At 56.0% G+C, this 24386-nt stretch carries 25 protein-coding genes; 11 read left to right on the top strand and 14 right to left on the bottom strand.

Annotated elements, in window-relative coordinates; genetic code table 11:
• Positions 1-96: 96 nt before the first annotated feature.
• Complete coding sequence (locus ACRZ91_RS02455) at positions 97-459, top strand: SUF system Fe-S cluster assembly protein (RefSeq protein ID WP_010439793.1); 363 nt, start codon at positions 97-99, stop codon at positions 457-459.
• A gap of 220 nt (positions 460-679) precedes the next feature.
• Here the strand turns inward: ACRZ91_RS02455 and ACRZ91_RS02450 are convergent, their stop codons facing one another.
• Positions 680-1012, bottom strand: a complete 333-nt coding sequence (locus ACRZ91_RS02450) for a hypothetical protein (RefSeq protein ID WP_480902355.1) — start codon at positions 1010-1012, stop codon at positions 680-682.
• Positions 1013-1188: 176 nt separating this feature from the next.
• Between ACRZ91_RS02450 and ACRZ91_RS02445 the strand changes: the two genes are divergently transcribed.
• Positions 1189-1554 (top strand): HesB/IscA family protein, encoded by a 366-nt coding sequence (locus tag ACRZ91_RS02445; protein WP_170778785.1) that lies wholly within the window; start codon positions 1189-1191, stop codon positions 1552-1554.
• Here the strand turns inward: ACRZ91_RS02445 and ACRZ91_RS02440 are convergent.
• Complete coding sequence (locus ACRZ91_RS02440; protein WP_480902352.1) at positions 1551-2465, bottom strand: isopenicillin N synthase family dioxygenase; 915 nt, start codon at positions 2463-2465, stop codon at positions 1551-1553. The two genes, ACRZ91_RS02445 and ACRZ91_RS02440, sit on opposite strands and share 4 nt — an antisense overlap.
• Positions 2466-2586: 121 nt before the next feature.
• On the opposite strand from ACRZ91_RS02440, the gene tpiA reads away from it, so the two are divergent.
• On the top strand, positions 2587-3336 hold the full coding sequence (tpiA, locus tag ACRZ91_RS02435; RefSeq protein ID WP_480902349.1) for a triose-phosphate isomerase: 750 nt from the start codon (positions 2587-2589) through the stop codon (positions 3334-3336).
• A 6-nt stretch (positions 3337-3342) separates the two neighbouring features.
• Here the strand turns inward: tpiA and ACRZ91_RS02430 are convergent, their stop codons facing one another.
• The 6 genes from ACRZ91_RS02430 to ACRZ91_RS02405 all read right to left on the bottom strand — a co-directional run bounded on the left by ACRZ91_RS02430 (position 3343) and on the right by ACRZ91_RS02405 (position 10359).
• Positions 3343-3654 (bottom strand): DMT family transporter, encoded by a 312-nt coding sequence (locus ACRZ91_RS02430; RefSeq protein WP_170770671.1) that lies wholly within the window; start codon positions 3652-3654, stop codon positions 3343-3345.
• Between the two features lie 157 nt (positions 3655-3811).
• Positions 3812-5188 (bottom strand): TRAP transporter large permease, encoded by a 1377-nt coding sequence (locus ACRZ91_RS02425; RefSeq protein WP_480651109.1) that lies wholly within the window; start codon positions 5186-5188, stop codon positions 3812-3814.
• Positions 5188-5865, bottom strand: coding sequence for a TRAP transporter small permease (locus ACRZ91_RS02420; RefSeq protein ID WP_170469832.1), 678 nt, complete (start codon positions 5863-5865; stop codon positions 5188-5190). The genes ACRZ91_RS02425 and ACRZ91_RS02420 overlap by 1 nt, the downstream gene beginning before the upstream one ends.
• Before the next feature lie 116 nt (positions 5866-5981).
• On the bottom strand, positions 5982-6983 hold the full coding sequence (locus tag ACRZ91_RS02415; RefSeq protein ID WP_480902344.1) for a DctP family TRAP transporter solute-binding subunit: 1002 nt from the start codon (positions 6981-6983) through the stop codon (positions 5982-5984).
• Positions 6984-7351: 368 nt separating this feature from the next.
• Complete coding sequence (locus ACRZ91_RS02410) at positions 7352-8581, bottom strand: sigma-54-dependent transcriptional regulator (RefSeq protein WP_480902342.1); 1230 nt, start codon at positions 8579-8581, stop codon at positions 7352-7354.
• Positions 8578-10359 (bottom strand): sensor histidine kinase, encoded by a 1782-nt coding sequence (locus ACRZ91_RS02405; protein ID WP_480902340.1) that lies wholly within the window; start codon positions 10357-10359, stop codon positions 8578-8580. Before ACRZ91_RS02405 ends, ACRZ91_RS02410 begins: the two co-directional genes overlap by 4 nt.
• On the opposite strand from ACRZ91_RS02405, the gene ACRZ91_RS02400 reads away from it, so the two are divergent.
• Positions 10358-11539: a cytochrome P450 gene (locus ACRZ91_RS02400; RefSeq protein WP_480902338.1), complete on the top strand. Its 1182-nt coding sequence runs from the start codon at positions 10358-10360 to the stop codon at positions 11537-11539. The genes ACRZ91_RS02405 and ACRZ91_RS02400 overlap by 2 nt on opposite strands.
• 126 nt (positions 11540-11665) lie before the next feature.
• Here the strand turns inward: ACRZ91_RS02400 and ACRZ91_RS02395 are convergent, their stop codons facing one another.
• A complete protein-coding gene (locus ACRZ91_RS02395) occupies positions 11666-12139 on the bottom strand; it encodes an Lrp/AsnC family transcriptional regulator (protein WP_170539370.1) in 474 nt (157 codons plus the stop codon).
• A 245-nt stretch (positions 12140-12384) separates the two neighbouring features.
• Between ACRZ91_RS02395 and ACRZ91_RS02390 the strand changes: the two genes are divergently transcribed.
• The 6 genes from ACRZ91_RS02390 (at position 12385) to infC (ending at position 17231) form a co-directional block, all read left to right on the top strand.
• Positions 12385-12699 (top strand): DUF2849 domain-containing protein, encoded by a 315-nt coding sequence (locus tag ACRZ91_RS02390; protein ID WP_170469818.1) that lies wholly within the window; start codon positions 12385-12387, stop codon positions 12697-12699.
• 65 nt (positions 12700-12764) lie between these two features.
• Positions 12765-14429, top strand: coding sequence for a nitrite/sulfite reductase (locus tag ACRZ91_RS02385; protein ID WP_480902334.1), 1665 nt, complete (start codon positions 12765-12767; stop codon positions 14427-14429).
• Positions 14419-15180, top strand: coding sequence for a phosphoadenylyl-sulfate reductase (locus tag ACRZ91_RS02380; protein WP_480902332.1), 762 nt, complete (start codon positions 14419-14421; stop codon positions 15178-15180). The genes ACRZ91_RS02385 and ACRZ91_RS02380 overlap by 11 nt, the downstream gene beginning before the upstream one ends.
• Positions 15177-15584, top strand: coding sequence for a DUF934 domain-containing protein (locus ACRZ91_RS02375; RefSeq protein WP_170469810.1), 408 nt, complete (start codon positions 15177-15179; stop codon positions 15582-15584). Before ACRZ91_RS02380 ends, ACRZ91_RS02375 begins: the two co-directional genes overlap by 4 nt.
• A 106-nt stretch (positions 15585-15690) precedes the next feature.
• Positions 15691-16524, top strand: coding sequence for a ferredoxin--NADP reductase (locus tag ACRZ91_RS02370; RefSeq protein ID WP_480902329.1), 834 nt, complete (start codon positions 15691-15693; stop codon positions 16522-16524).
• 116 nt (positions 16525-16640) lie between these two features.
• Positions 16641-17231, top strand: coding sequence for a translation initiation factor IF-3 (infC, locus tag ACRZ91_RS02365; RefSeq protein WP_311201789.1), 591 nt, complete (start codon positions 16641-16643; stop codon positions 17229-17231).
• 136 nt (positions 17232-17367) lie between these two features.
• On the opposite strand, the gene ACRZ91_RS02360 is transcribed toward infC, so the two are convergent.
• Both ACRZ91_RS02360 and ACRZ91_RS02355 read right to left on the bottom strand, forming a co-directional pair.
• Entirely contained in the window at positions 17368-18684 is a 1317-nt protein-coding gene (locus tag ACRZ91_RS02360) for an aspartate aminotransferase family protein (protein WP_170770660.1), read from the bottom strand.
• Complete coding sequence (locus ACRZ91_RS02355; protein WP_480902326.1) at positions 18681-19442, bottom strand: beta-keto acid cleavage family enzyme; 762 nt, start codon at positions 19440-19442, stop codon at positions 18681-18683. Before ACRZ91_RS02355 ends, ACRZ91_RS02360 begins: the two co-directional genes overlap by 4 nt.
• 108 nt (positions 19443-19550) lie before the next feature.
• On the opposite strand from ACRZ91_RS02355, the gene ACRZ91_RS02350 reads away from it, so the two are divergent.
• The gene (locus ACRZ91_RS02350) at positions 19551-20450 is read left to right on the top strand and encodes a MurR/RpiR family transcriptional regulator (protein ID WP_170470883.1); all 900 of its coding nucleotides are present in this window, start codon (positions 19551-19553) and stop codon (positions 20448-20450) included.
• Between the two features lie 45 nt (positions 20451-20495).
• On the opposite strand, the gene ACRZ91_RS02345 is transcribed toward ACRZ91_RS02350, so the two are convergent.
• From ACRZ91_RS02345 to ACRZ91_RS02335, 3 genes are all read right to left on the bottom strand, one after another.
• Complete coding sequence (locus ACRZ91_RS02345; protein ID WP_480902323.1) at positions 20496-21287, bottom strand: FAD binding domain-containing protein; 792 nt, start codon at positions 21285-21287, stop codon at positions 20496-20498.
• A gap of 95 nt (positions 21288-21382) precedes the next feature.
• Positions 21383-23743: a xanthine dehydrogenase family protein molybdopterin-binding subunit gene (locus tag ACRZ91_RS02340; RefSeq protein ID WP_480902320.1), complete on the bottom strand. Its 2361-nt coding sequence runs from the start codon at positions 23741-23743 to the stop codon at positions 21383-21385.
• A gap of 51 nt (positions 23744-23794) precedes the next feature.
• Positions 23795-24280, bottom strand: a complete 486-nt coding sequence (locus ACRZ91_RS02335) for a (2Fe-2S)-binding protein (protein ID WP_010439719.1) — start codon at positions 24278-24280, stop codon at positions 23795-23797.
• Between the last annotated feature and the right edge of the window lie 106 nt (positions 24281-24386).

Here is a 24386-nt window from a genome sequence, read left to right as displayed (position 1 = left end):
TTTTGTACTGGCGCCCATTCCGGGCCCCACTGCCCCTCTGGACGCTGGTCAGCGGTTTCCCTATATAATTTCTCAGGTAACAGACCCGAGGCATCAATGACCCACCCCAGCGAACAGTTTGAAGGCAGCCCGCTCATTGCGCCTTCGACCATCGAACATCCTTTGTACGACGCGATAGTGGACGCGTGCCGAACAGTTTTTGACCCTGAAATTCCGGTCAATATCTATGATCTGGGTCTCATCTATACCATCGACATCACCAATGAAAACGCGGTCAAAGTCATTATGACTCTAACGGCCCCCGGCTGCCCAGTCGCCGGCGAGATGCCCGGCTGGATCGTGGAAGCCATTGAACCCGTTGCGGGCGTCAAGGAAGTTGACGTCGAACTGACTTGGGAGCCGCCTTGGGGTATGGAGATGATGTCAGATGAAGCGCGGCTTGAGCTGGGGTTCATGTGACACCCTTCTCTAATCAGGTTTTATCGTTTGTCGTGAAACGGTTACGCGCCTGTTACAAATGCGTAGACATTGTGACACAAAAAGCCGGTACTTTTCGGTTGTTGGCGCAGTGATACATGTTGTGCTGGCACACCGGGTCGCAAACCTGTCTGCTGTCCCCAAATTGACCTAGCCCGGATATTGACCGCCCTTGCCCGAGGGCGGTCTTTTCCGATTGCTACTAGTTGATTCCACAGGTCGAATTGATTTCCGCGGCTCTCGCATCCAACTGTTCGACGTAATCGCCTGAAAGCATCTTTAGGTGTTTGTTCTCGGTCCCGGTTATCAATCCCAATAAAGCTCCGGCTGGTAGGATCGAGACAACGCTTTCCGCTTGTTGTTCCTCCGCATGTTTCTTTTCCGCAGCGATCGCACGAAGATCACCCGGTGCTGTGGCACAATTGACCGGGTGCCGTTTGTCATCACCGGCGGCGAGTGCCGGATAAGCGAATGCAAAGCAAACCAACCCAGTGGAAATACTTCGACCAAACAACTGCTTTGCACTTAATGCCATCTTACTTCGCCTCTGTCAGAACAATAAATCCACGTCATCCGACCATATCCCGCGCGATATTGCCAACCCGAATTCCCGATCAACCCGCCACATGTGTGGGAATTGTGCCCTCCCTCTCTTGAGCCCGACGAGCGTCGGCCTTAGATTGGAGATAACGCGCGAATACGGAGCCCATCATGTTTGGCATTCCCGGCAAACAAGCCGTGACCATGACACCCAAAGCCGCCGAACAGATTGTTCGGCTGATGAATTCTGGCGGTCACGCCGGTCTGCGCATTGGCGTCAAGAAAGGCGGCTGTGCAGGTATGGAATATACCATGGACTATGTCGATGAGGCCGACCCAAACGATGAAGTGGTCGAACAGGATGGTGCCCGCGTGATGATCGCGCCAATGGCACAGATGTTCCTGTTTGGGACCGAGATCGACTATGAGGTTTCACTGCTCGAATCCGGCTTTAAGTTCCGCAACCCGAACGTAGTCGATGCTTGCGGCTGCGGGGAATCGATCAAGTTCGACGATACTCTGGCGACGCAGCGTTAAGACGCTGCCTGCAGGTGCACGTAAGTTTCCATAAATCGCTGCGTCAAGTGCTCTCCAGCCCGAATTATCTTGTCTGAATCCGGCGGGGCGACATTGGTGTCATAAGAGGGATTGAAGAACAGCGGGACCGAGATTCGCTCGTCTGAACTCCCTTCGACTCTATGTTCGGTTGCCTTGACTTCACCGTCTGTCCAGAACTCCAACATTTCGCCAAAATTGACAATGAACTGCCCCGGCGCGGCGTTTACGGCCTGCCAATCGCCATCAGGCATACGCACCTCTAGCCCCGGAGTACCATCGGTGGCCAACAATGTCAGGCAGCCATAGTCAGTGTGAGCAGCGATTCCAAAATCGTTTTCTCCTGCCCAATCAGGTCGTTGCGGATAGAAGTTACCGCGCAGCAAGGCCATGGGCGTATCAAAGGCGGCATCAAAACTGTTCGCATCCCGACCGATGGCAACGGCAATGGCACGCAAAACGCGCATGGCAATGCCACAAGCGTCCGAATAATAGCCTTGGATTATTGTCCGGAACTCGCCGGAAAATTCCGGCCAGAGGTTTGGGGCATACACGCTCAGTTCGCGGCCTGCATAGGGATTATTGGCAGACAGTTCATAGCCGCAGTCAAACACTTCTTTGAAATCCGGGTTCGCCGTAGGATCGACTTGCTCAGAACGAGGTGCGCCCCAGCCGCGGTTAGCACCGGTGGTGGCCATGTCTACAGTCCGCTTGATCTGTTCTGGTTGCCGAAAAAAGTCGCGATATTCGCCAATCACCTGCTGAACGCGCTCAGCACTGATTCCGGTATTGGAAATCGTCAGAAATCCGACCCGGCCAATGGCATGTCTCAGCTTATCCAGCTCCGCCGGCTCACGCTGGTCCAGCTTTGCAAGGTCTAGGTTGTCTATCATGCTGCCCTCTGCATTTACGCGTGCAATCTGTCCACACAATTCGCGGTCCGCAACCGGAATTGTCAGCGCTGCTTGCCGGTGATATCCGGGGTGCAGAACGCACAAAACCGGAGGGATCGCAATGCGGCGTAAGTTGGCGGCAGGCAATTGGAAAATGAATGGAACCGGCGTTGCGCTGAACGAACTAAAAGAGTTGAACGCGTCACATCCCTCTTCCCCCGTCGAAATACTGATCTGCCCGCCTGCCACATTGCTTCATCGCGCTGGTACTACTGTCGAAGGCTCGGGAATCACTGTCGGCGGACAGGATTGCCACGCCGCGACTTCGGGTGCGCATACAGGGGATCTAAGCGCCGAGATGCTGCTTGATGCAGGGGCAGACGCAGTAATACTCGGTCATTCCGAACGTCGAGAGGACCATGGCGAACAGAACGAAGACATTCGCGCCAAGGCCCGCACAGCGATGGACGCGGGCCTAAAAGCGATAATCTGCGTTGGCGAAAGCCTTGAACAGCGTGAAGCGGCGAACACACTGGACATCATCGGAGGTCAGATGTCGGGATCAATCCCGGATCAGGCGACCGGCGAAAATCTCATTGTTGCCTATGAACCCATTTGGGCGATTGGGACCGGCAAAGTGCCAACCCTGGAAGAGATCGGCGAAGTGCACGATTTCATCCGCGCCCGGCTGGAACGCCGCTTTGGTGAGGGCGTGGGCCGCTCGGTCCGGTTGCTCTATGGTGGGTCGGTAAAACCCAGCAACGCCGCCGAGATTTTTGGAGTATCAAATGTCGACGGGGCACTTGTGGGTGGCGCAAGCCTGAAAGCCCAAGATTTCTCGGGCATCATTCGCGCGCTTGAAAAGGCCTAAGTAGACTTAGGCCAGTTTCATTATGACCAAACCGGTCACAATCAGAATCGCCGCACCGATCCGCATCGGTGTCAGCGCTTCGCCCAGAAACAAGATGCCAACGGTGAACGCACCGACAGCGCCGATTCCGGTCCAGATGGTATAGGCCGTTCCAAGCGGCAATTCCCGCATGGCCATCGCAAGCAGACCAAATGACCCGATCATTGCGACACCCATGATCGCTGTCGGCCACAAGCGTGTAAAACCTGCGGTCTGCTTCATTGCGACGGCCCAGACAATCTCAAGCAGGCCAGCGAACAACAGTAATATCCAGGGCATAAGAACACCTCACTTTCCGAGTTCGGGTCGTCCCGAATGATCATCCATGATGGTGAGGTCGTCCTCTGACGCTCAGATATGTGCTTAGACTTCAGTTTCAAGACACAAAAAACCGGGCGGATTACGCCGCCCGGTTCAAATGATCGGTGTATATGATCTAGTTGGTTATGATCTCTGGCCCCATGAAAGTGTTGGGCAGGAAGGTCGAAATCCACGGGATATACGTCACCATGATCAGGAAGACGAAGAGCACAGCCAAAAACGGCAGCGCCGCGCGCACAACACTCATCATTGGCATACCCGCGACGCCTGAGGTTACGAACAGGTTCAGACCAACCGGCGGCGTGATCATCCCGATCTCCATATTCACCACCATGATGATGCCCAGATGGATCGGGTCGATGCCCAGCTCAATCGCAATCGGAAAGACCAGAGGCGCCACGATGACCAAGAGGCCTGAGGGTTCCATGAACTGACCGCCGATCAGCAAGATCACGTTAACCACGATCAGGAACGTTACCGGCCCCAGACCCGCGGACAGCATAGCGCTTGCGATATGCTGCGGGACCTGTTCATCGGTCAGAACATGCTTCAATATCAGCGCGTTGGCGATAACAAACAGCAGCGTGACGGTCAGTTTGCCAGCTTCGAACAGCGTATGCTTAGTGTCGGGGTGCACAAAGGCCGTGACGAGAGCATAGGGCTTCTTCAACACCGAGATGTTCTTTGCATCGCCTTCGGTGCTGAGCGGCCCCATGTCCTTGTAAACAAAGCTCGCGATCAGGAATGCGTAGACTGCCGCAACCGCAGCAGCCTCCGTCGGGGTGAAAATACCGCCGTAGATTCCGCCGAGGATGATGACGATAAGGAACAAGCCCCAACCGGCCTCGCGCGCCGAGGTGAAGACTTCTCCCCAACCTTTCCAGTCTCCTTTGGGCAAGTTCTTGACCTTGGCCATGACGTAGATGGTGATCATCAGCATCAGGCCCGCCATCAACCCCGGTATGACGCCGGCAAGGAACATCCGCCCGACCGAAACCTCGACGGCAGCGGCATAGACCACCATCACGATTGACGGCGGGATCAGAATACCCAGAGTACCAGCATTACAGATCACACCGGCGGCGAATTCCTTGGAATAACCAACTTGACGCATCCCGGCGATGACGATGGAACCGATTGCCACAACGGTGGCCGGGGATGAGCCCGAAAGAGCGGCGAACAACATACAGGCGAACACGCCCGCAATCGCCAACCCGCCCGGCAGATGCCCCACACAGGCAATCGAGAACCGGATGATCCGGCGTGCAACGCCGCCTGTCGTCATGAAGGACGATGCGAGGATGAAGAACGGGATCGCGAGCAACGTAAAGTGCCCTTCGAACGCCTCAAACAGCGTGCCCGCGACCGAGGCCAGCGAACTGTCGGAATAGATCAGCAGGAAGAGGGTCGAGCTGAGGCCCAGCGAAACCGCAATCGGAACACCGATCAGCAGCAGACCAATGACCATCGAGAAGAGAAGAACAACATCCATCAGTCATGCTCCCCCTGCTGCGCGCGAACCTCTTCGATCTCGTCCTCAACCTCGTGGCTAGCTACAAGGCGATCGGTTTCGCCGCGCCAGATTTGAACGGCAACCTGAGCGAAACGGATCACCAGCAGCAACATCGACAGAGGCAAAACGAAATAGGGAACGACCTTGGGCAGTTTCTCGTAGTACTCACCGTAGTTGATCATATCTTCCAGAAACCGCAGCGGAGCGACCATGGGGATATCGTCAACCTCGTAAAAACTCTGGCTGCGTGCACTCATGTCGAAGCCGGTCGGAAACCAGCGACCCGAAGTTGGCGGCAGATCGGCAAACACCGCCCAGTAGTCATACGACCCCTTGAGCAAGAGCAGCGAAAACACCAGACAGCACGCTACCGCTATCAGCGCCAAAACCCGGCGCGGCGCGGGGGCCAGCATGTTCAGGATCGCGTCCACACCCAGATGCGCATGCTTCTTCACCGCATAAGATGCGCCTAGCAGCACCAACCAACCGAAGGTGAAAACAGTCAGCTCCAGCGCCCAAAGAATGTTAGAGTTAAACACAAACCGCGCGATCACATTGGCGAAGGTGACAATCGTCATCAGGCCCAAGAGGCACGCAATCATGGTTTCTTCGATATGGTCGACCAGCCCGCCTTGGCCGGATTTCGCACCAGACATCTCTCTGTCCCCGCATTTTTTTGATGAGAGTGGAGGGAGTGTGGCGGGCCATCAAGGCCCGCCTGACCTACGCGTCCATAACTCCCCAGTTCCCGGACACGCGGCTTGATCCGGGATCAGAACCCGGCGTTGATCGCCTGTGCAGCGTCGATCTTGTCCTGACCAACGTCGTCAGCGAATTTGTCCCACACGGGCTTCATCGCATCGACCCAAGCCTGACGCTGCTCAGGGTTCAGATCACGAATAATACCGCCTGCGTCAGTGATCGAGGCCTTAGCCGCTTCGTTCACCGCAAAGGCTTCCTTGTTCCGGGTCTCCGTCACTTCGGTTAGAATTGCCAGGAACTGATCACGGACTTCGGGGTCCAAGCTGTCCAGCCAATCCACTGAAGTGACCACGAGATAGTCGATGATACCGTGATTGGTCTCGGTGATACCATCCTGCACTTCAAAGAACTTCTTGCCGTAGATGTTCGACCAGGTGTTCTCCTGACCGTCCACGACACCCTGCTGCAGTGCGCCATAGACTTCCGAGAACGCCATTTTCTGAGGGCTACCACCGATGGCTTCCATCTGTGCCACCAGAACATCCGAGGATTGTACGCGGAACTTGAGGCCGTCAGCATCCGACGGATCAACCAAAGGTTTGTTCGCGGACATCTGTTTCATGCCGTTATGCCAGAATGCCAGCCCTTGCAGACCACGACGCTGCATGCTGTCTTTCATCGCCTGACCATCAGCCGAGGCCTGGAATGCATCCACGGCATCGATGTTCTTGAACATGAACGGAAGGTCGAACAGGCGGAACTGTTTGGTGAACTTCTCGAACTTCGACAGCGATGGCGCGGCCAGCTGCACGTCGCCCTGCAGCATCGCCTCAAGCACTTTATCGTCATTGTAGAGGGTCGAGTTCGGATAGACCTCCATGCACATAACGCCGTTCATCTCGTCATTGACGCGCTGCTCCAACAGCGAGGCGGCAATACCCTTGGGATGTTTGTCAGTATTGGTCACATGGGCAAACTTAACCACGATCTCACCGTCATCACAGGCCGCGATCCCGGCCGTCGCGGTGACAGAAAGTGCAATTGCAGTTGCTGCCGTTGTTAGGAATTTCATCAGTCTTTTCCTCCCAGATTTCCCTAAAACTTCGATCAAGCGCTCAGTCCGCGCCGTATGAAGCGGAGTGAAGCGAATCAATCTCTCCCTCTCAACGGTTTGTTCCGTTACTAACCAAATTAATAATTATTATTTATTATCAATACGTTTAATGTCCCACTTCGCAAATCAAGAAAGCTACCGCAATGCTCTGTGCGAAATTTCGCACAGAGCAACCACGCCGAGTGCGAGTTTTCGCACAAAATCAAATCAACCCGACCGAATCGATTCGTCTAGGCAATGTGCGACCGCAGCCCGCATATGCGCGCTGCCCGGCCCAACAGTTTTGCTGGTATGTTAATACTGGCAAAATAGGCGGGAGGATCTGCCTACCGACGATAGTCTTCTGGTCGTATTTCGTAGCGAGCCAACTTGTCATAGAACGTCTTGCGCGGCAGTTTCAGAGCCTTGGCCGCGTCAGAAGCCTTGCCATTGTGGCGCCCTAGTGCAGCGACCAACAATGATTTCTCGACCAGCGCCAATTGTTCGCTCAGCCCCAGGTCCGCAGCCTGTCCGACCTCTTCTGGCATTCCCAACACAAATCGCATGGCGGCAGACATCAAAGAGCGCGCATTTCCCGGCCATTCCTGCGCCATGAGAGAGGCCAGATGTTCAGGTGTTATCTCAGGCTCGGCGATACCAGCCTGTTCCGCCGCCTGTGCCACATAACGGCGAAAAATGATCGGAATATCCTCTGGACGCTCGGACAAAGCGGGAATGCGAACCCGCATGACATCAAGGCGATAGAACAGATCGACGTTGAACCGCCCCTGTCCAGAAAGCTCTGACAAGTCGGAAGTTGTGCCTGCTATTATTCGCGCATCCGTTCCCTGCTCGATCAGTTCCAACGCTGCGTATTGAGTGGAATCCGGCATTGCAGAAACCTCATCAAGAAACAGCGACCCGCCAGCCGCGTCCCCACAGACCGTTAACAAATCTTCAGGCGCCAGGCTGGCGGCCGGGCGCTTAACAAACGGTCCCTGCCCGACCGGAGACATCAGATGCACTACCTCCGCGACTTTGGATATACCGCTGCCCGCCGGTCCAGTGACCAAGACTTCGGCGTGTGTCGGTGCCACGCTCCGCACGCGCTCTCGCAAGGCTTCGGCCTGCTCTGACAAACCGAATAGCATTCGGGCTGCAGGATCGCCTCGCTCTAACTCGCGCTTGAGCTCACGATCACGCAACACCTCTGACCGCGCGGCAATCGCACGCTCCAGAACCGCCAGAAGATCTGCTGCCGCACAGGGTTTTTCAAGAAAATCGAAAGCGCCTTGTCCCATGGCCTGCACAGCCATTGGAATATCTCCTTCGCCGGTCAGCAAAACGACTGGTAGTTCAGGATCAACCTCGCGCGCGAAGTTCAGTAGGTGGAACCCATCGCGCCCAGGCATCCGAATATCCGAGATTATCACACCGTCAAATTCGCTATGAATATGATCTTTCGCCGCAACAAATGATCCCGCTGTAACCGGTTCATATTCTGCCAATTCAAGCGTCTGTGCCAAAGCTTCACGAACAGCCGCATCGTCGTCGACCAAAAGCACTTTGCGGATCATGCAGCCTCGTCCTCTCTGAAGGGTTCCAGTTCGACGGTAAATTCAGCACCATCGTCGGTATTTGCGCCGCGAATGTCCCCTCCGAAACTTTGAACCAAACCGTAGGAGATGGATAGCCCCAGACCCATCCCTTCAGATGAACCCACTGTCTTCGTGGTGTAGAACGGTTCAAACACGCGATCTGGGTCTTCGATACCCGGCCCGGTATCTCTGACCGAAACACGAATGGGCTGCCCCTCCGTCAAAGTGATCGAGATTTTGCGGGCTGCCCGATCGGCCATGGCGTCTGCGCCATTATTGATCAGGTTGACAAAAACCTGCACCAAACGCACTTCACCTCCCCATGCGTAAACCGCCGAATTTGGCGGCTCCCAACTCAATTCGACGCCTTCGTCTCGTAATCGAGACTCAGTCAATTCGGCAGCCGTATTCAAAACTTCAACCAAGTCGACGCGCCCCATCGGCTCGCTCTCGTTTCTGGCAAATGCGCGCAGGTTTTTTATGATCCGGGCCATACGCGCAGCCATGTCGGAAATCCGACTCAGGTTTTCACCGGTTTTTTTTTCTTTACCGCGTTCCAGAAATGCTGACCCGTTGTCAGCGAATTGCTGGATAGCCATCAACGGTTGGTTCAGCTCGTGGCTGATCCCCGCTGACATCTTGCCCAATGCGCTCAGCTTACCTGCTTGAACCAGTTCGGTCTGAGCTTGCTTTAGCGCCGCCTCGGCTTCTTCACGCTCAGCGACTTCACGGCGCAAAGCCGAGTTTGCCGCTGTCAGCGCTCGCGTGCGCTGGGCCACCCTGCTTTCCAATACAGTATTGGCATCCGCTAATGTTCGCCGACGTTCTGAGGCCAGAAACAACAACGCTCCAAACGCGAAACAGATCGCTGCAACCGCTGCTGCTTGTAATCCTGCCAGACGACGAGCAGGCGCGACATCGACCAGCATCTCTGCAGTCATCGCAATCACCGGCAGGTCGAGAGTCAGGTGCAACGCACGGCGAGGAAGATAACGCCCCCAATTCAGTTTCCAAACTTCATGCCCGGCAACTCGTGACGACGCAAATTCAACATTCTCACCTGCTGGTGACATCAAACCCTGCTGGCCTTGCGCACGGTGCCAAAGCAACAGGTCCGAGCGGTTCGAAATAAAAACGACCCCATCCGCATCAACAAAGAACACCGCATCCGTACTTCCACGCCATGTCTGCTCGACATCCTGCACGTCGGCCAGAACCATCAGTGCACCCATTATTTGCCCTGAATCTCCAAACGCTGGCGCTGCGTACGAATATATCCGATCCCCACTCTCGTCTTCGACTCCATGCGCGCTCCCTAACGCGCCTTGCATGGCGCGTTCAAAAGCCGGGTGCTCAGACATATCGCGCTGCGCCACGGGCTGTGCCGCCGCCAGAGCCTGCCCATCTGTGTCCAGGTAGATCACATTAACCGCAGCGGTCTTGTCAGCCACATCCAGCAACACTTTTCGTGCTGCTTGCTGCTGCGCCCCGGCACCAAGCGCCTGTAATGCAGGATGGTCCGCCATCAACGCAGCCACTTCCTGATATACTTGCATCTGTGTGCTTAACCGGTCCGCCGCCAGCTCCAGATCCGCCTCGGCCTTTTCGCTCAGCTGCGACAAGGCCTGACGATAGCCATATGTCCAGATCGCAGCCGACAACAAACCAACTGCGCACAAAAAACCTGCAATGATCCAAATCCGTTGCATATCTAGGGTCTTGCATTCAGCGACGCCCATGGCAAGTGTGCAGCGCATGAAGACGCTCCACCAATCCCCGACTGACCCGGCATTCGTGCAAAATCCCTACCCGTTCTATGACACTGCGCGTCAATTCGGCGATCTGTTCTACTGGGAGCAGTATGGCTTGGTTGCAGCCGCTTCTTACAAGGCTGTGCATACATTGTTGCGTGATCGGCGCTTTGGGCGCGAAATACCAACGGAATTTGCAAAACCCGGCCCAAGCCACCTTGCCCTGTGGCTTGAGGTTGAGTCGCATTCAATGTTGGAACTCGAACCACCCAGGCACACAAGGCTGCGATCGTTAGTCCTGCGGGCCTTTACATCCCGCGCCATTGCCGCGTCGGAGCCCGCCATAGAAGAATTATGCAACGATTTGATCGAGAGATTTCCCGGTGGCCCCTTCGATCTATTGCAGGCCTATTGCACACAGGTTCCTGTCATTACGATCTGCCGCCTACTGGGCGTTCCCGAACAGATGGCACCAAAATTCCTGCATTGGTCCCACGCGATGGTGTCCATGTATCAGGCAAACCGAACCCGCGAAATCGAGGATGATGCTGTTCAGGCCACGCAAGAGTTTACGGCCTATCTTGAAGACTACATCGAACTGCGACGTAGAGACCCGCGCGATGACCTGATCACGCGGTTGATCGCAGCGGAAGAAGACGGCGAAAAACTCTCACGCGATGAACTGATAACAACCTGTATCCTTTTGCTGAATGCCGGTCACGAAGCGACGGTGCATGCCATCGGCAATGGCGTGAAAACCCTACTGACAACACGCACCCAGCAGCTTGCCCTGTCACCCAACTCCATTGATGGGGTCGTCGAGGAAATTCTGCGATATGATCCGCCCCTCCATATGTTCACACGCTATGCCTATGAAGAGGTTGAGCTATTTGGGCACCGCTTTTCCCGCGGAGATCAGGTCGCATTGCTTCTGGGGGCCGCCAATCGTGACCCCACGGTCTGGTACCAACCCGATAAGTTCGATCCAACACGAGAAATCAGCGCCAACACCAGTTTTGGCGGAGGTCTCCATTTCTGCGTCGGCGCCACTCTGGCACGTTTGGAAATGCGTATCGCGCTTCCGATCCTGTTCAACAGGCATCCAAATTTGCGGCTTGCAGATGACCCCGAATACTCAGACAGCTATCATTTCCATGGGCTAACCAAACTGATGGTGGAAACGTGAATCCCAGACGCGCATAAAGCATCAACCGGTCTATCGATCCCGGATCCGTTCTTCGTGTGGCCAGAATTATCCCCGGGAAGTCGCCCTTAGGCGACGGGGGCAGCGCACCCAATCACTCGCCTCAATTCAACCGACAGATTTCAATGGCAGCATGGTGGTCGATTTGATCTCTTCCATCGACAACAAAGCCGTAACGTTGTGTACCCGAACCTCTGATATCAGCGCCTGGTAAAATGCATCATAGGCACGCGCATTCCTGACCCTTACCTTCAGGATGTAGTCAATGTCGCCGGCCAGCCGATGTGCTTCCTGCACCTCAGGACGGTCTCGCAAAGCTTTCAGGAACTTCTGCTGCCATTCCGCTTCATGTTCCGACGTACGGATCAGCACAAAGAAAGTGGCCTCGAATCCAAGCGCCTCAGCATCCAGCAGAACCGTCTGCTGCCCAATGACTCCTGCCCCTTTCAGCTTGCGAATGCGATTCCAAACTGGCGTCTTCGAACTGCCGACACGGGCCGCGATTTCATCCAGCGACTGGCTCGCGTCCCGCTGCAGCTCGGCTAGAATTTTCCGATCCGTGTCGTCTATCCGCACCGACATTCCAAATTTCCCTCCAATTCAGGACAAAGGTTCCGCCTGCAGCCCGCAAAAGAACATGTGTCCTTATTTGTCGGCGCATATGGCGATTTACCGGGAATATTTCCTATATTGCCATTCAAGTCAATTCAGTCACGAGATGATCCGATGCAAGTCAAACAGTCAGATGAATGCATGAACAAGCCCGGCTTAGCCCAAGCCGTGTTCGGCCTGCACCTGATCTCGGTTTTTCATAAGGAGTTTGCCTGATGGCCCGCGCTTTTACCCCTAAAGTCGTCACCGCCAACGACCTGTTGGAAGGCGATGTGATTTACCAGACCGAAGATGACCGCTGGTCGCGCGATCTATCCGAGGCCGAGCTGATCACCGATGAAGCCCATGCGCAGGTTCGATTGCTGGATGCCGCGCGTCAGGCAAACAAGATCGTTGGCGCGTATCTCGCCGACGCGATCGCCGGTGACAAGGGACCTGAACCCACCCATTTCCGGGAGGATTTCCGCCGGACTGGTCCGTCCAACTATGCCCACGGCAAACAGGAAACCTCCCCGCAGCCCCGGGTCTGATTTCAGGCTCTTCTCTCTCCCCTTCAAGGCCCCAGGTCCGGGGCTGCAACTAAGGACAGCTAAACATGTATCGCTACTCCGAGTTCGACACAGCATTTTTGGCAGAACGCAACGCACAGTTCCGCGCGCAAGTTGAGCGCCGCATAGACGGTTCGCTGACCGAAGACGAATTCAAGCCCCTGCGCCTGATGAATGGCCTGTATCTGCAACTGCACGCATACATGCTGCGCGTCGCGATTCCCTATGGCACGCTCTCCAGTGCACAGATGCGTCAGTTGGCGTTACTGGCCGAGAAGTGGGACAAGGGCTATGGCCATTTCACCACCCGTCAGAACATCCAGTACAACTGGCCGAAGCTGAACGACGTGCCGGATATGCTAGACGCGCTGGCCGAGGTTGGTATGCACGCCATCCAGACTTCAGGCAACACCATCCGTAACGTGACAGCCGACCACTTCGCCGGTGCTGCCGCGGATGAGATCGCCGACCCGCGCCCCTATGCTGAATTGCTGCGTCAGTGGTCGACCGACCACCCGGAATTCCAATTCATGCCGCGCAAGTTCAAGATCGCCATCACCGGCAGCGAAAACGATCGCGCCGTGATCAAGGCGCATGACATCGGACTGCAACTGGTCGAGCGTGACGGCGTTCTTGGTGCCCGCGTCATCGTCGGTGGCGGTTTGGGCCGTACGCCGATGATCGGCAAAGAACTATCCGAATTTGTCGCCTTCGACGATCTCTTGGCATATCTCGAAGCGACTGTTTCGGTGTGGAACCAGATTGGCCGACGCGACAACAAGTACAAAGCCCGTATCAAGATTACGGTGCATGAACATGGCATCGACGCCATCCGCGCCAAGGTAAACGAGCGCTTCCTGCAGGTCCGCCCGCAGTTCAAAGGTGCTGACATGAACCTGCTGGAAGAAATCAAAGGTCACTTTGCGCCTCCGGCCTTCCGTGAAGGTTCGGTTGCCTCGTTTGAAAGCGCCTACACCAACGATCCGGTTTTCCGGTCGTGGGTCGACACCAATATCGCGCCGCACAAAAACGCGGACCACGCGATCGTTACGATCTCGATCAAAAAGCACGGCCAGACGCCGGGCGACGCAACTGCCGAGCAGATGCGCGTGATGGCCGATCTGGCCGAAGAGTTCGCCTATGACGAGCTACGCATCAGCCACGAACAGAACGTGATCCTGCCGCATGTCCACAAATCGGACCTGCCTACGATCCATGCGAAGCTGAAAGAATACGAACTGGCCACAGCCAATATCGGGCTGATCAGCGACATCATCGCTTGCCCGGGCATGGACTATTGTGCGCTGGCAACGGCCCGTTCGATCCCGGTTGCTCAGGAAATCGCGACCCGGTTCGAGGACATGAAGCTGGAGCATGATATCGGCCACTTGAAGATCAAAATCTCGGGCTGCATCAACGCATGTGGGCACCACCACGTCGGTCACATCGGCATTCTGGGCCTGGATCGCGCAGGCGTCGAGAACTATCAGATCACGCTGGGTGGTGACGCGACTGAAACGGCAGCCGTCGGTGATCGCACGGGTCCGGGTTTTGCCTATGATGAGATCGTTCCTGCCGTTGAACGCATCGTCGAAGCCTATCTGGACCTGCGTGATAGCGCCGAGGAAACTTTCCTCGAAACCTATCGCCGTGTTGGAATGGCTCCGTTCAAAGCTGTGCTTTATCCCGAGGCGCGGGCCAATGCCGCTTGACCTGATCCAGACGGAACTGGGTTCCAACAGACGCGAACTGACCAAAAAGGTCGACGCGCTGAATATCCGGTTCCGTCATCATAGTGCTCATGACGTGATGCACGGCGCGATTGAAGAGATCGAAGAACTTGCGCTCGTTTCCAGCTTTGGAGCGGAGTCGGTCGTGCTGTTGCACATGGCGGCAGTGGTCGACAAAGCCACACCGGTATTGTTCATCGACACGCAGATGCTGTTTACGGAAACGCTCGAGTATCAGCACGAGGTTAGTGAACGTCTGGGGCTGACCAACGTGAAAATCATCCAAGCGGATAAGGACGATGTTGAGCGTGACGACCCTTATGGGGCACTACATCTAAGTGACACTGACGCTTGCTGCAATTTGCGAAAGACTTTCCCGCTGCAACGGGCGCTATCTGGATATTGCGGCTGGGTATCCGGGCGCAAACGGTTTCAATCAGGAACCCGCGCGGCGCTCGAATTCTTCGAAGTCGAAGACGGCACCGGACGGATCAAAGTCAATCCATTGGCCCATTGGGCGCCCGAAGATGTGCGCGCCTATATGACTGAGAACAACCTGCCCCGGCACCCGCTGGTGGCCAAAGGATACCCATCGATCGGCTGTGCACCCTGCACATCGCCGGTCAAAGAGGGCGAAGACCCCCGCGCCGGACGCTGGCGTAACAGAGAAAAAGAAGAATGCGGCATCCATTTTGTCGACGGCAAGATGGTGCGTGTTGGAGAGAAAACATGAACGTAATCGTGAATGACCAAGGCTTTTCGCCCGAGGACTGGACCGACGGCTTTGTTACTTTGGACGATGCAGCCAACGATGTTGTAGCACTCGACGTCAGCTCGGACACGGATCCGGATGAACTGATTGACCGTTTGGGCAGCGCTCAGATGGTGCGCGTCGACTTCCCGTCATCAGCAGACGGGCGCGGCTTTACGATCGCGCGCGTGCTGCGGCTGAAAGGGTATACCGGTCGCCTTCGTGCAAAAGGCCATGTATTGGCGGATCAGTACGCAATGGCACGTCGCAGCGGGTTTGATGAAGTAGAAATCGATCACAGCCTGGCCGCGCGTCAACCCGAAGATCAGTGGCTGGCCCGCGCCAACTGGCAAGAGAACAACTACCAGGCCCGCCTGCGCGGTTGAACCCGCCATCGCCAGCTTGTGACACGAAAGGGGCAAACTGCCCCTTTTCCTGACTTGGATCAAAGATTAAACGGAGATGTCGGTTTAGCAGACCGGTAGTGAAACGATGACAGAGATGAAACCCGTGAGTGAAGCAACCGCCGTTAAGGCCCCTGTCCTGCCCGATGCCCAGACCGTGACCGAGGTCAAGCACTGGACCGACCGCCTGTTTTCTTTCAAGGTGTCGCGCCCGGCGTCCTTGCGCTTTCGCTCGGGTGAGTTCGTTATGATTGGCCTACTGGGCGACAACGGCAAACCGCTGCTTCGCGCCTATTCCATCGCCTCGCCTTCATGGGATGAGGAACTGGAATTCTACTCGATCAAAGTGCAGGATGGCCCGCTGACCTCGAAACTACAGCACATCCAGCCTGGCGATCAGATCATCCTGCGGCCCAAACCGGTTGGAACGCTGGTCCATGACGCGCTGCTGCCCGGCAAGCGCATCTGGTTCTTTGCAACTGGAACCGGCTTTGCCCCCTTCGCATCGTTGCTGCGCGAACCTCAGACATATGAGGATTATGACGAGGTCATCATAACTCATACCTGCCGCGATGTGGCCGAGCTGGATTATGGTCGCGAGCTGATCGAGAACATCCGTCAGGACGAGTTGCTGGCTGAACTGATCGGTGAAGGTTTCGCCGATAAGATCCGCTACTACCCGACCACCACGCGAGAAGAGAGCCTCAAAATGGGCCGCATCACCGAATTGCTGAAAGATGGCTCGGTGTTTGCCGATCTGGGCATCGAAGGTGGTATCAAACCGGACACCGACCGTGCCATGGTCTGTGGCAGCCTTGCGTTCAACCATGACATCAAAGCAATTTTGGAAGAGTTCGGCCTGCGCGAAGGCGCGAATTCCGAACCCAAGGAATTCGTGATCGAAAAGGCCTTTGTGGGCTAAACGGGTTTGCCGGTCGGGTCGTCGACAGCCTAAACCGGCAAAAACACCCGAATTTCATCGAAAATTCATGCGGCTTGCAATTTATGCCGCTTGAAACACCTCTCAGCCCGGTCTAAATTCCGGGCTCGAAATTCTGCAATCATCAAAGGAATGAACCCATAGCCCGCAGACCTCACAACGCGCCGCCACAGCGAGATACCGGCCCGCGCGTCAATGACAAGATCCGAGCTCCCGAAATTCGCCTGATTGGCGCCGAAGGTGAAAATGTCGGGGTGGTTCATCCCGCAAAAGCCATGCAGATGGCCTCCGATGTTGGCCTCGATCTGGTTGAGATTTCGCCCAACGCGAACCCGCCGGTCTGCAAAATCATGGATTTCGGTAAGTTCAAGTACGAACAGCAGAAACGCGAAAGCGAAGCCCGCAAGAAGCAAAAGATCATCGAGGTGAAAGAGGTCAAGTTCCGGCCCAACACCGATACGCATGACTATGACGTCAAGATGCGCAACGTGTTCAAGTTTCTTGAGAACGGCGACAAGGTCAAAGTCACCCTGCGTTTCCGTGGTCGCGAGATGGCACACCAAAATCTGGGCCGTGAGCTGCTAGAGCGTGTGGCTGAAGACGTCAAGGATCTGGGCAAGATTGAGAACATGCCCAAGATGGAAGGCCGTCAGATGATCATGATGATCGGCCCTCTGCCGCAGAAGTAACCGCGCATCAGGACGTGTTCAAAGGCTCCGCCAGTCTGGTCGGAGCCTTTTTTTATGCCTGGCTCGTCTCGAATCCACTCTGCGGATTTTCAACGTGCCGCGAACTATTTGATTGAGAAGACAGCTTTCAGTTTTCTCAGATAACGTTTGAGATCGCGCGATCCAACTTGGCGACCAACTCATCGATCTGCTTGCCTTCTATAATGAATGGAGGCGCCAGAAGGATATGATCCCCATGTTGACCATCGCGTGTTCCGGACATCGGATAACAAATCAATCCTTCCGCAAACGCCGCCTTCTTGATCTTGCCCGCAACTCCAAGTGCTGGATCAAACGGCGTTTTGGTCTCGCGATTTGCCACAAGTTCGATCCCCCGGAACAAACCACGCCCGCGGATATCGCCAACATGGGGATGCTGACCAAACGCAGTGGTCAGGGCTGACTGCAGTTTCTCGCCCATCAGCGCCGCCCTCAATGGCAGATCGTTCTGCGTAAGTTCCGTCACGACCGCCAATGCGGCAGCTGTTGCAACCGGGTGACCAATATAGGTGTGACCGTGTTGGAAGAATCCCGATCCGTTTTGGATTGCGTCGTAGATCCGAGCCGAACACAGCATCGCTCCGATTGGCTGATACCCGGCCCCCAACCCCTTGGCTATACACAAAATATCCGGTGCCACGCCGTCATGATCACAAGCAAACAGATGGCCGGTACGCCCCATGCCACACATCACTTCATCAAGGATCAGCAGAACACCATATTGATCACAAATCTCACGAATACGTTTGAAATATCCTTCAACCGCAGGAACGGCCCCTAAAGTCGCGCCGACCACGGGTTCTGCCATGAAGGCCATCACCGTATCGGGCCCCAGACGCAATATTTCGGCCTCCAATTCATTAGCCACACGCTGCCCGTAGTCGTAGCTGCTCTCGCCCTCAGGCTTTTCAGCGTATTCATAACAGGGTGCGATATGGGTCATCTCGATCAGCATCGGCGCAAACTGAGCCCGTCGCCATTCGTTGCCCCCCGCCGACAGTGCCCCCAGTGTGTTACCGTGATAGCTTTGCCGACGTGCAATGACATGACGGCGCTCAGGCTGACCTGATTCCAGATAGTACTGCCGTGCCAACTTGATCGCAGCCTCGGTCGCCTCGGACCCGCCCGACACGAAATACACGCGGTCCAAATCACCCGGAGCATGTTCGATCAACAAATCAGCAAGCGCCTCAGCCGGTTCCGAGGTCATGAAGCCGGTATGGGCAAACGCGATCTGCTCTACCTGCTGCTGCACCGCTTTGACCACAGTATCATTGGAATGACCAAGACACGAAACCGCTGCATCCCCGCAATCCAGATAGCGGCGACCGGTTGAATCAATCAGATAACAACCCTCACCACCTGCAGCGACCGGCAATTCAGACTTAGTGTGGCGCGGAAAAACGTGACTCATTTCGAAGTCCTTTTCAAAAGATCAATCAGAGCGGCAACGGATGCGGCGTTATCGGCCCAGGCCTGACCATCAAAGCCCGTAATACTGTTTTCAAACCCCACGCGCACATCACCACCAAGCTGTACAGCTTTTTGCAGGCACGCATGCTCTTGCCCGCCAAAGGCACAGACCATCCATGGGTCTGTCGTAGCCGGGAAGGCATCCAGATCTTCCGGTGTCGATTCCTGCGTTGTCGAGTAGCGGCCAAGTACAAACAGACGTTCGACCTGATGGGGTTTAACAACTCCATCCTTCTGCCAGCGGACCAACAACTCAACGTCGGTAGCGCCATAGAGAATGTGTTGAACGCGCGTCCCCTGTTCCGCGCACAGCGCATAAACACTTGGCGCAAGCTCCGGCGACCTAGCAATCTCGCGTACCGAAATCGAAGCCCAATCCGGCTTGGCGTTCTTCAAGCAATCGAACTGGGTCTGAACGTCAAAAATTCCGGCAGCCTCTGTGGTAATCTGGATGTCCATCTGCGGTACGGCGTGGTGCAATTCCGCAAGCGTCTCTCGATACAAACCTGCATCCAGAGAATGCTGACCCGCCTGATCACGGACATGCAGATGCAATCCATTGGCACCTGCCAGGCTGCAGGCTTTCGCCGTTTCGACGATTTCTTCCATTGTGACAGGCAAGGCGGGATGATCCCTATGCCCTCTGCGTGCTCCATTTGGCGCCACCAATATGTAAGGCAGGGCTTCGCTTACCAACATCCCGGAACCACCTTCTGACATTTCCAAACGGCTTAATCTGATCCCGAAATATATGCAGCCCTAGTGTTTTCAATTTGCTTTCTCCATAACATTTGTTTTTCTATGACAATGCAAAACAAACCAGCCCAACTGACCGAGCAGCTACGCGCTGATATCGAATCCCTGCCTCAACAGATGCAGGCCGCAGCAAAATACATCATCGATCATCCCGGGGATTTTGGGCTCGACCCGGTCCGCGTTACGGCTGAGAAAATCGGTGTAAGCTCAAATGTCCTCGTGCGTCTGGCGTACCGTCTGGGCTTCGACAGTTTCGAGGCTTTTCGAAAACCATTTCGGCAGACCCTTGTCACCGATCGCGAGGATCGGTTGGGCCAAGATTGGTTGGGCCGCATGCGGTCAGGTGATGACTTCAGCGCGGCTCAAGCAGGGTTCGCGCAAAATGAGCTGAATGTCGTAACCCGCTCCCTGCGTCTGGCTGATCCCGCGTTCATAAAGCAGGTCACGGACCACATGTTGTCAGCAAAACGCTGCTATATCACAGCAACCCGGGCCAGCTATGCTTTGGCCTATTATTTTCACTATGCCGGTCGGATGGCACACCCTGGATTTCAATTGGTCCCCCGGCACATGGGTTCAGCCGTCGACGATCTGCTCGAGGCCGATGCAGCGGACTGCTTGTTCGCCATCACCGTTCATCCCTATTCTTCGGACACTATCCAATCCATGCGTTTTGCGCGTAAACGCGGGATGCGGATCGTCTTATTGTCGGATAGCGAGGTCATTGCCCCTGGTGTTGACCCGGATGTCGTGCTGCCAGTCAGCACCCGCACTCAACATCACTTTTCCAGCTTCTCCGGGGCCATGGCCGTGCTTGAATGCCTGATCGGTCACCTTTTTGCTGCAGGTGGGTCGGCAGCGCGCGATCGCGTCGAACGGTATCAGACGGCCCGAGAAGACACTGGCGCATATTGGCGACCGGCCAAGCCGCCTCGGGTCAGAAAAAAGTAAAGCCCCGGCTTTCACCGGGGCTTATCGATTTGGCTGCGAACCTGCTTAGCTGCAGGCTTCGACGGCCCGTTTTGTCATTACGCTGACCAGATGCGCCCGGTATTCTTTGCTGCCATGCAAATCTCCGATCATGTTCATCGGATTGATGTGCAGACCCATCAGAGCATCGGTACGGAACTCTTTGTTCAAGGCCTCCTCGGCCTCGGACCAACGGAACACTCCATCTTCGCTGGCGCCGGTTACGGCAACCCGCACGCCATCCGCAAACCGGGCAAGATAGACCCCGACCAATGCAAAACGGGACGCCGGTTGCAAAAACTTCTGATAGCTCGCAGCTTGCGGCACCGGAAAACGCACCGAGGTGATAATTTCACCCTCTTCCAGCGCAGTCGTAAACATGCCTTGAAAGAAGTCATCTGCCGCAATCTGTCGCGTATTAGTGACAACGGTCGCCCCTGAACCCAGCACTCCCGCCGGATAACAGGCCGCCGGATCATTGTTGGCGACAGAGCCACCAATGGTGCCGCGATTACGCACCGCCGGATCTCCGATCTGACCAGCCAAGGCCGCCAGCGCCGGATAGCTGCTCGCTGCATCCGCCGCTACATTAGCGTGGGTCGTGGCACCACCAATGGCAACTGAACCATCATCCTCGACACAGACGCCCTTCATCTCAGCAATCCCACTGACTGAAACCAGCGTTGATGGCGCCGCCAATCGTTGCTTCAACGTGGGGATCAGGGTCTGACCACCCCCCAACGCCTGCGCATCCTCACCCGCCAACGCGGCAACCGCGTCAGCAATGGTCGAGGGGTTCTCAAACTCGAAATTGTACATTTCGTTCTTCCTTTCCGAAAGGCGCGGATCCGCCCTTCATCTGGCTATAAATATCTCGGGGAGCGCGAGGGGCTGGCCCCTCGCACCCCAACCTCTCAACCATGCATTGCCGTCCAAACACGCGACGGGCTCATCGGCATGTCAATGTGATCAACAGCCTTTCCACCCGAATTCAACGCATCCAAAACCGCGTTGACAACGGCAGGTGGCGAACCGATTGCTCCGGCCTCGCCGCAGCCCTTCACACCCAACGGGTTGTGTGTGCACGGCGTCTGGCTGGAATGGTCGACCTCATAGAATGGCAGATCATCGGCGCGTGGCATCGCGTAGTCCATGAACGACGCGCTCAGCAGTTGGCCGTTCTCGTCATAGGCGCAGTTCTCTAACAGCGCCTGACCGATGCCCTGACCAATACCACCATGTACCTGACCATCCACGATCATCGGGTTCACGATGTTGCCAAAGTCATCTGCTGCGGTGAACTTCTCGATGCTGACCTGACCGGTCTCGGGGTCCACCTCGACCTCGCAGGCATAGGCGCCGGCCGGGAAGGTAAAGTTGGCCGGGTCATAAAACGCGGTCTCCTCCAGCCCCGGCTCAACCTCCAGCGGGAAGTTGTGCGGCACATAGGCCGTGAGGGTCACATCACCCCAGGCCACCGATTTGTCGGTACCCGCAACGCTGAACTGTCCGTCCTTCAACTCGATATCGGCCTCGGAGGCTTCCAGAAGGTGGGCCGCGATCTTCTTGGCCTTGTCGATTACCTTTTCAGTCGCCTTGACCATGGCCGAACCACAAACCGCCAGCGAGCGTGAGCCATATGTGCCCATCCCGAACGGGATCTTCGAGGTATCGCCATGTACAATCTCGACCATCGACTCATCGATACCGATCATGTCCGCCACAACCTGCGGGAAGGCGGTTTCATGCCCTTGCCCGTGGCTGTGCGCGCCAACCATGACGCTGATCGAACCGGTGGCGTTTACCCGCACCGTGGCAGCATCATATAGACCCGCCCGGGCCCCCAACATGCCAACGATGTTGGATGGCGCGATACCGCAGGCCTCGATATAGCAATTGACACCCAAGCCACGAAGCTTGCCATTGGCCTCACTCTGCGCCCGCCGTGCGGCAAAGCCAGATAGATCGGCTGCGGCCTCAAGTTTGTCCATCGTCCCGTTGTAATCCCCGGTGTCATAGGTCAGTGCGACCGGCGTGTCATAGGGGAATTGGGTGATGAAGTTTTGACGACGCAGCGCAATCGGATCAACGCCCAACTCTCGCGCGGCCTTGTCGATGACCCGCTCCAACTGGAATGTTGCCTCAGGCCGGCCCGCGCCGCGATAGGCATCCACCGGCACCGTATTGGTGAACATCGCCCGCACATTCACCTGAATGACTGGCGTCTTGTAGTTCCCAGCCATCAGCGTGCCGTGCAACCAGGTCGGAACCGAACTGGAGAAAGTCGATAGATAAGCACCCAGATTGGCATGAGTGTTGGTGCGCAAACCGGTGAAGTTGTTCTCCGCATCCAACGCCAGCTCAATCGTAGTTACATGGTCGCGACCATGGGCATCCGACATGAACGCCTCGGACCGGCTGGATGTCCACTTGACCGGGCGGTTGCAGACCTTGGCAGCGAAGGTGCAGAATGCCTCCTCCGCATAGTGGAAAATCTTGGTTCCAAAGCCGCCGCCCACATCCGGGGCGACCACACGCACCTTGTGCTCGGGTAGGCCCAGAACAAACGCGCACATCAACAAACGGATCACGTGCGGGTTCTGCGAGGTGGTGTAGAGCGTGTACTCATCCGTGCCTCGGCTGTACTCGGACACGGCCACGCGCGGCTCCATCGGGTTGGCAACCAGTCGGTTGTTGACCAGATCTAGCGTGGTGACGTGGGCCGCATCGGCAAAGACCGCGTTGACCTTGTCATTGTCTTCTTCGCCCAAGTGCCAGTCATAGCAGATGTTGTTCTTCAGATCGTCGTGGACAAGCGTCGCGCCATCCTGCGCCGCAGCCTTCATATCCAGAACCGCGGGCAGTTCCTCGATCTCCACCTCGATCGCCTCAGCTGCATCGCGGGCTTGCTCGAGGCTATCGGCCACAACGGCGGCAATCGGATCGCCTACATGGCGCACCTTACCCTGTGCCAGAATGGGGTGCGGGGGTTCCTGCATCGGGGCGCCGTGCCGGTCGGTGACTTCCCAGCCGCAGGGCATTCCGCCCACGCCTTCAAAATCCTTGCCGGTGAAAACCTTCACCACACCTGGCATGCCCTCGGCAGCAGATGTGTCGATATTGGTGATCCGGCCATGTGCGATGTCGGACCGTAGAAAATGTACATAGGCCTGGCCATGTACGTTGATGTCGTCGGTGTAATTGCCTGCTCCGGTCAGAAAGCGTACGTCCTCACGCCGCTTGGAACTGGCTCCGATGCCACTGTCTTTGGGCATTGCTTGTTCTCCTCCCTGGAAAAGAATTTTCGTCGAAAATTCTTACCCGCCTTACTCGGCGGCGATGCTGGAAACGTCCTGGCCAGATGCGGCCATGATCGCCTTGACGATGTTGTGATAGCCTGTGCACCGGCACAGATTACCCTCAAGGTACTTCCGGATTTCCCCTTCGGTCGGGCGCGGATTATCCTTGAGCAGTGCCGCAGCACTCATCACCATGCCAGGAGTACAAAACCCGCATTGCAGCCCATGATGATCCTGAAAGGCCTGCTGAATGACATTCAGCGAACCATCCTCTGCAGCCTGCCCTTCGATCGTACCCACATCGGCACCATCCGCTTCCAGGGCCAGCATATTGCAGGATTTGACCGCCTCACCATTCACATGCACGACGCACGCACCACATTGTGCCGTGTCACATCCGACATGTGTTCCGGTCAGCGACAGATGATCACGCAAAAAGCTGGACAGAAGCGTCCGACCTTCAACGTCACCACTAACGGCTTTCCCGTTCACGGTCATTGAGACCTGTGTCATGAGATCCTCCCAATTTATTGTTTTTCCTTAGTCCCGAGTTAAACACGGGAAATTTTGTTTGAGAACAAAAATATTTGCCCGATTTTTCCGCAACTTCTTTGCTCAT

The sequence above is a fragment of the Ruegeria sp. O11 genome, from assembly GCF_056535285.1.
Note: the sequence above shows the minus strand (reverse complement) of the source record. Positions and strands in the feature narration are given on the sequence as shown.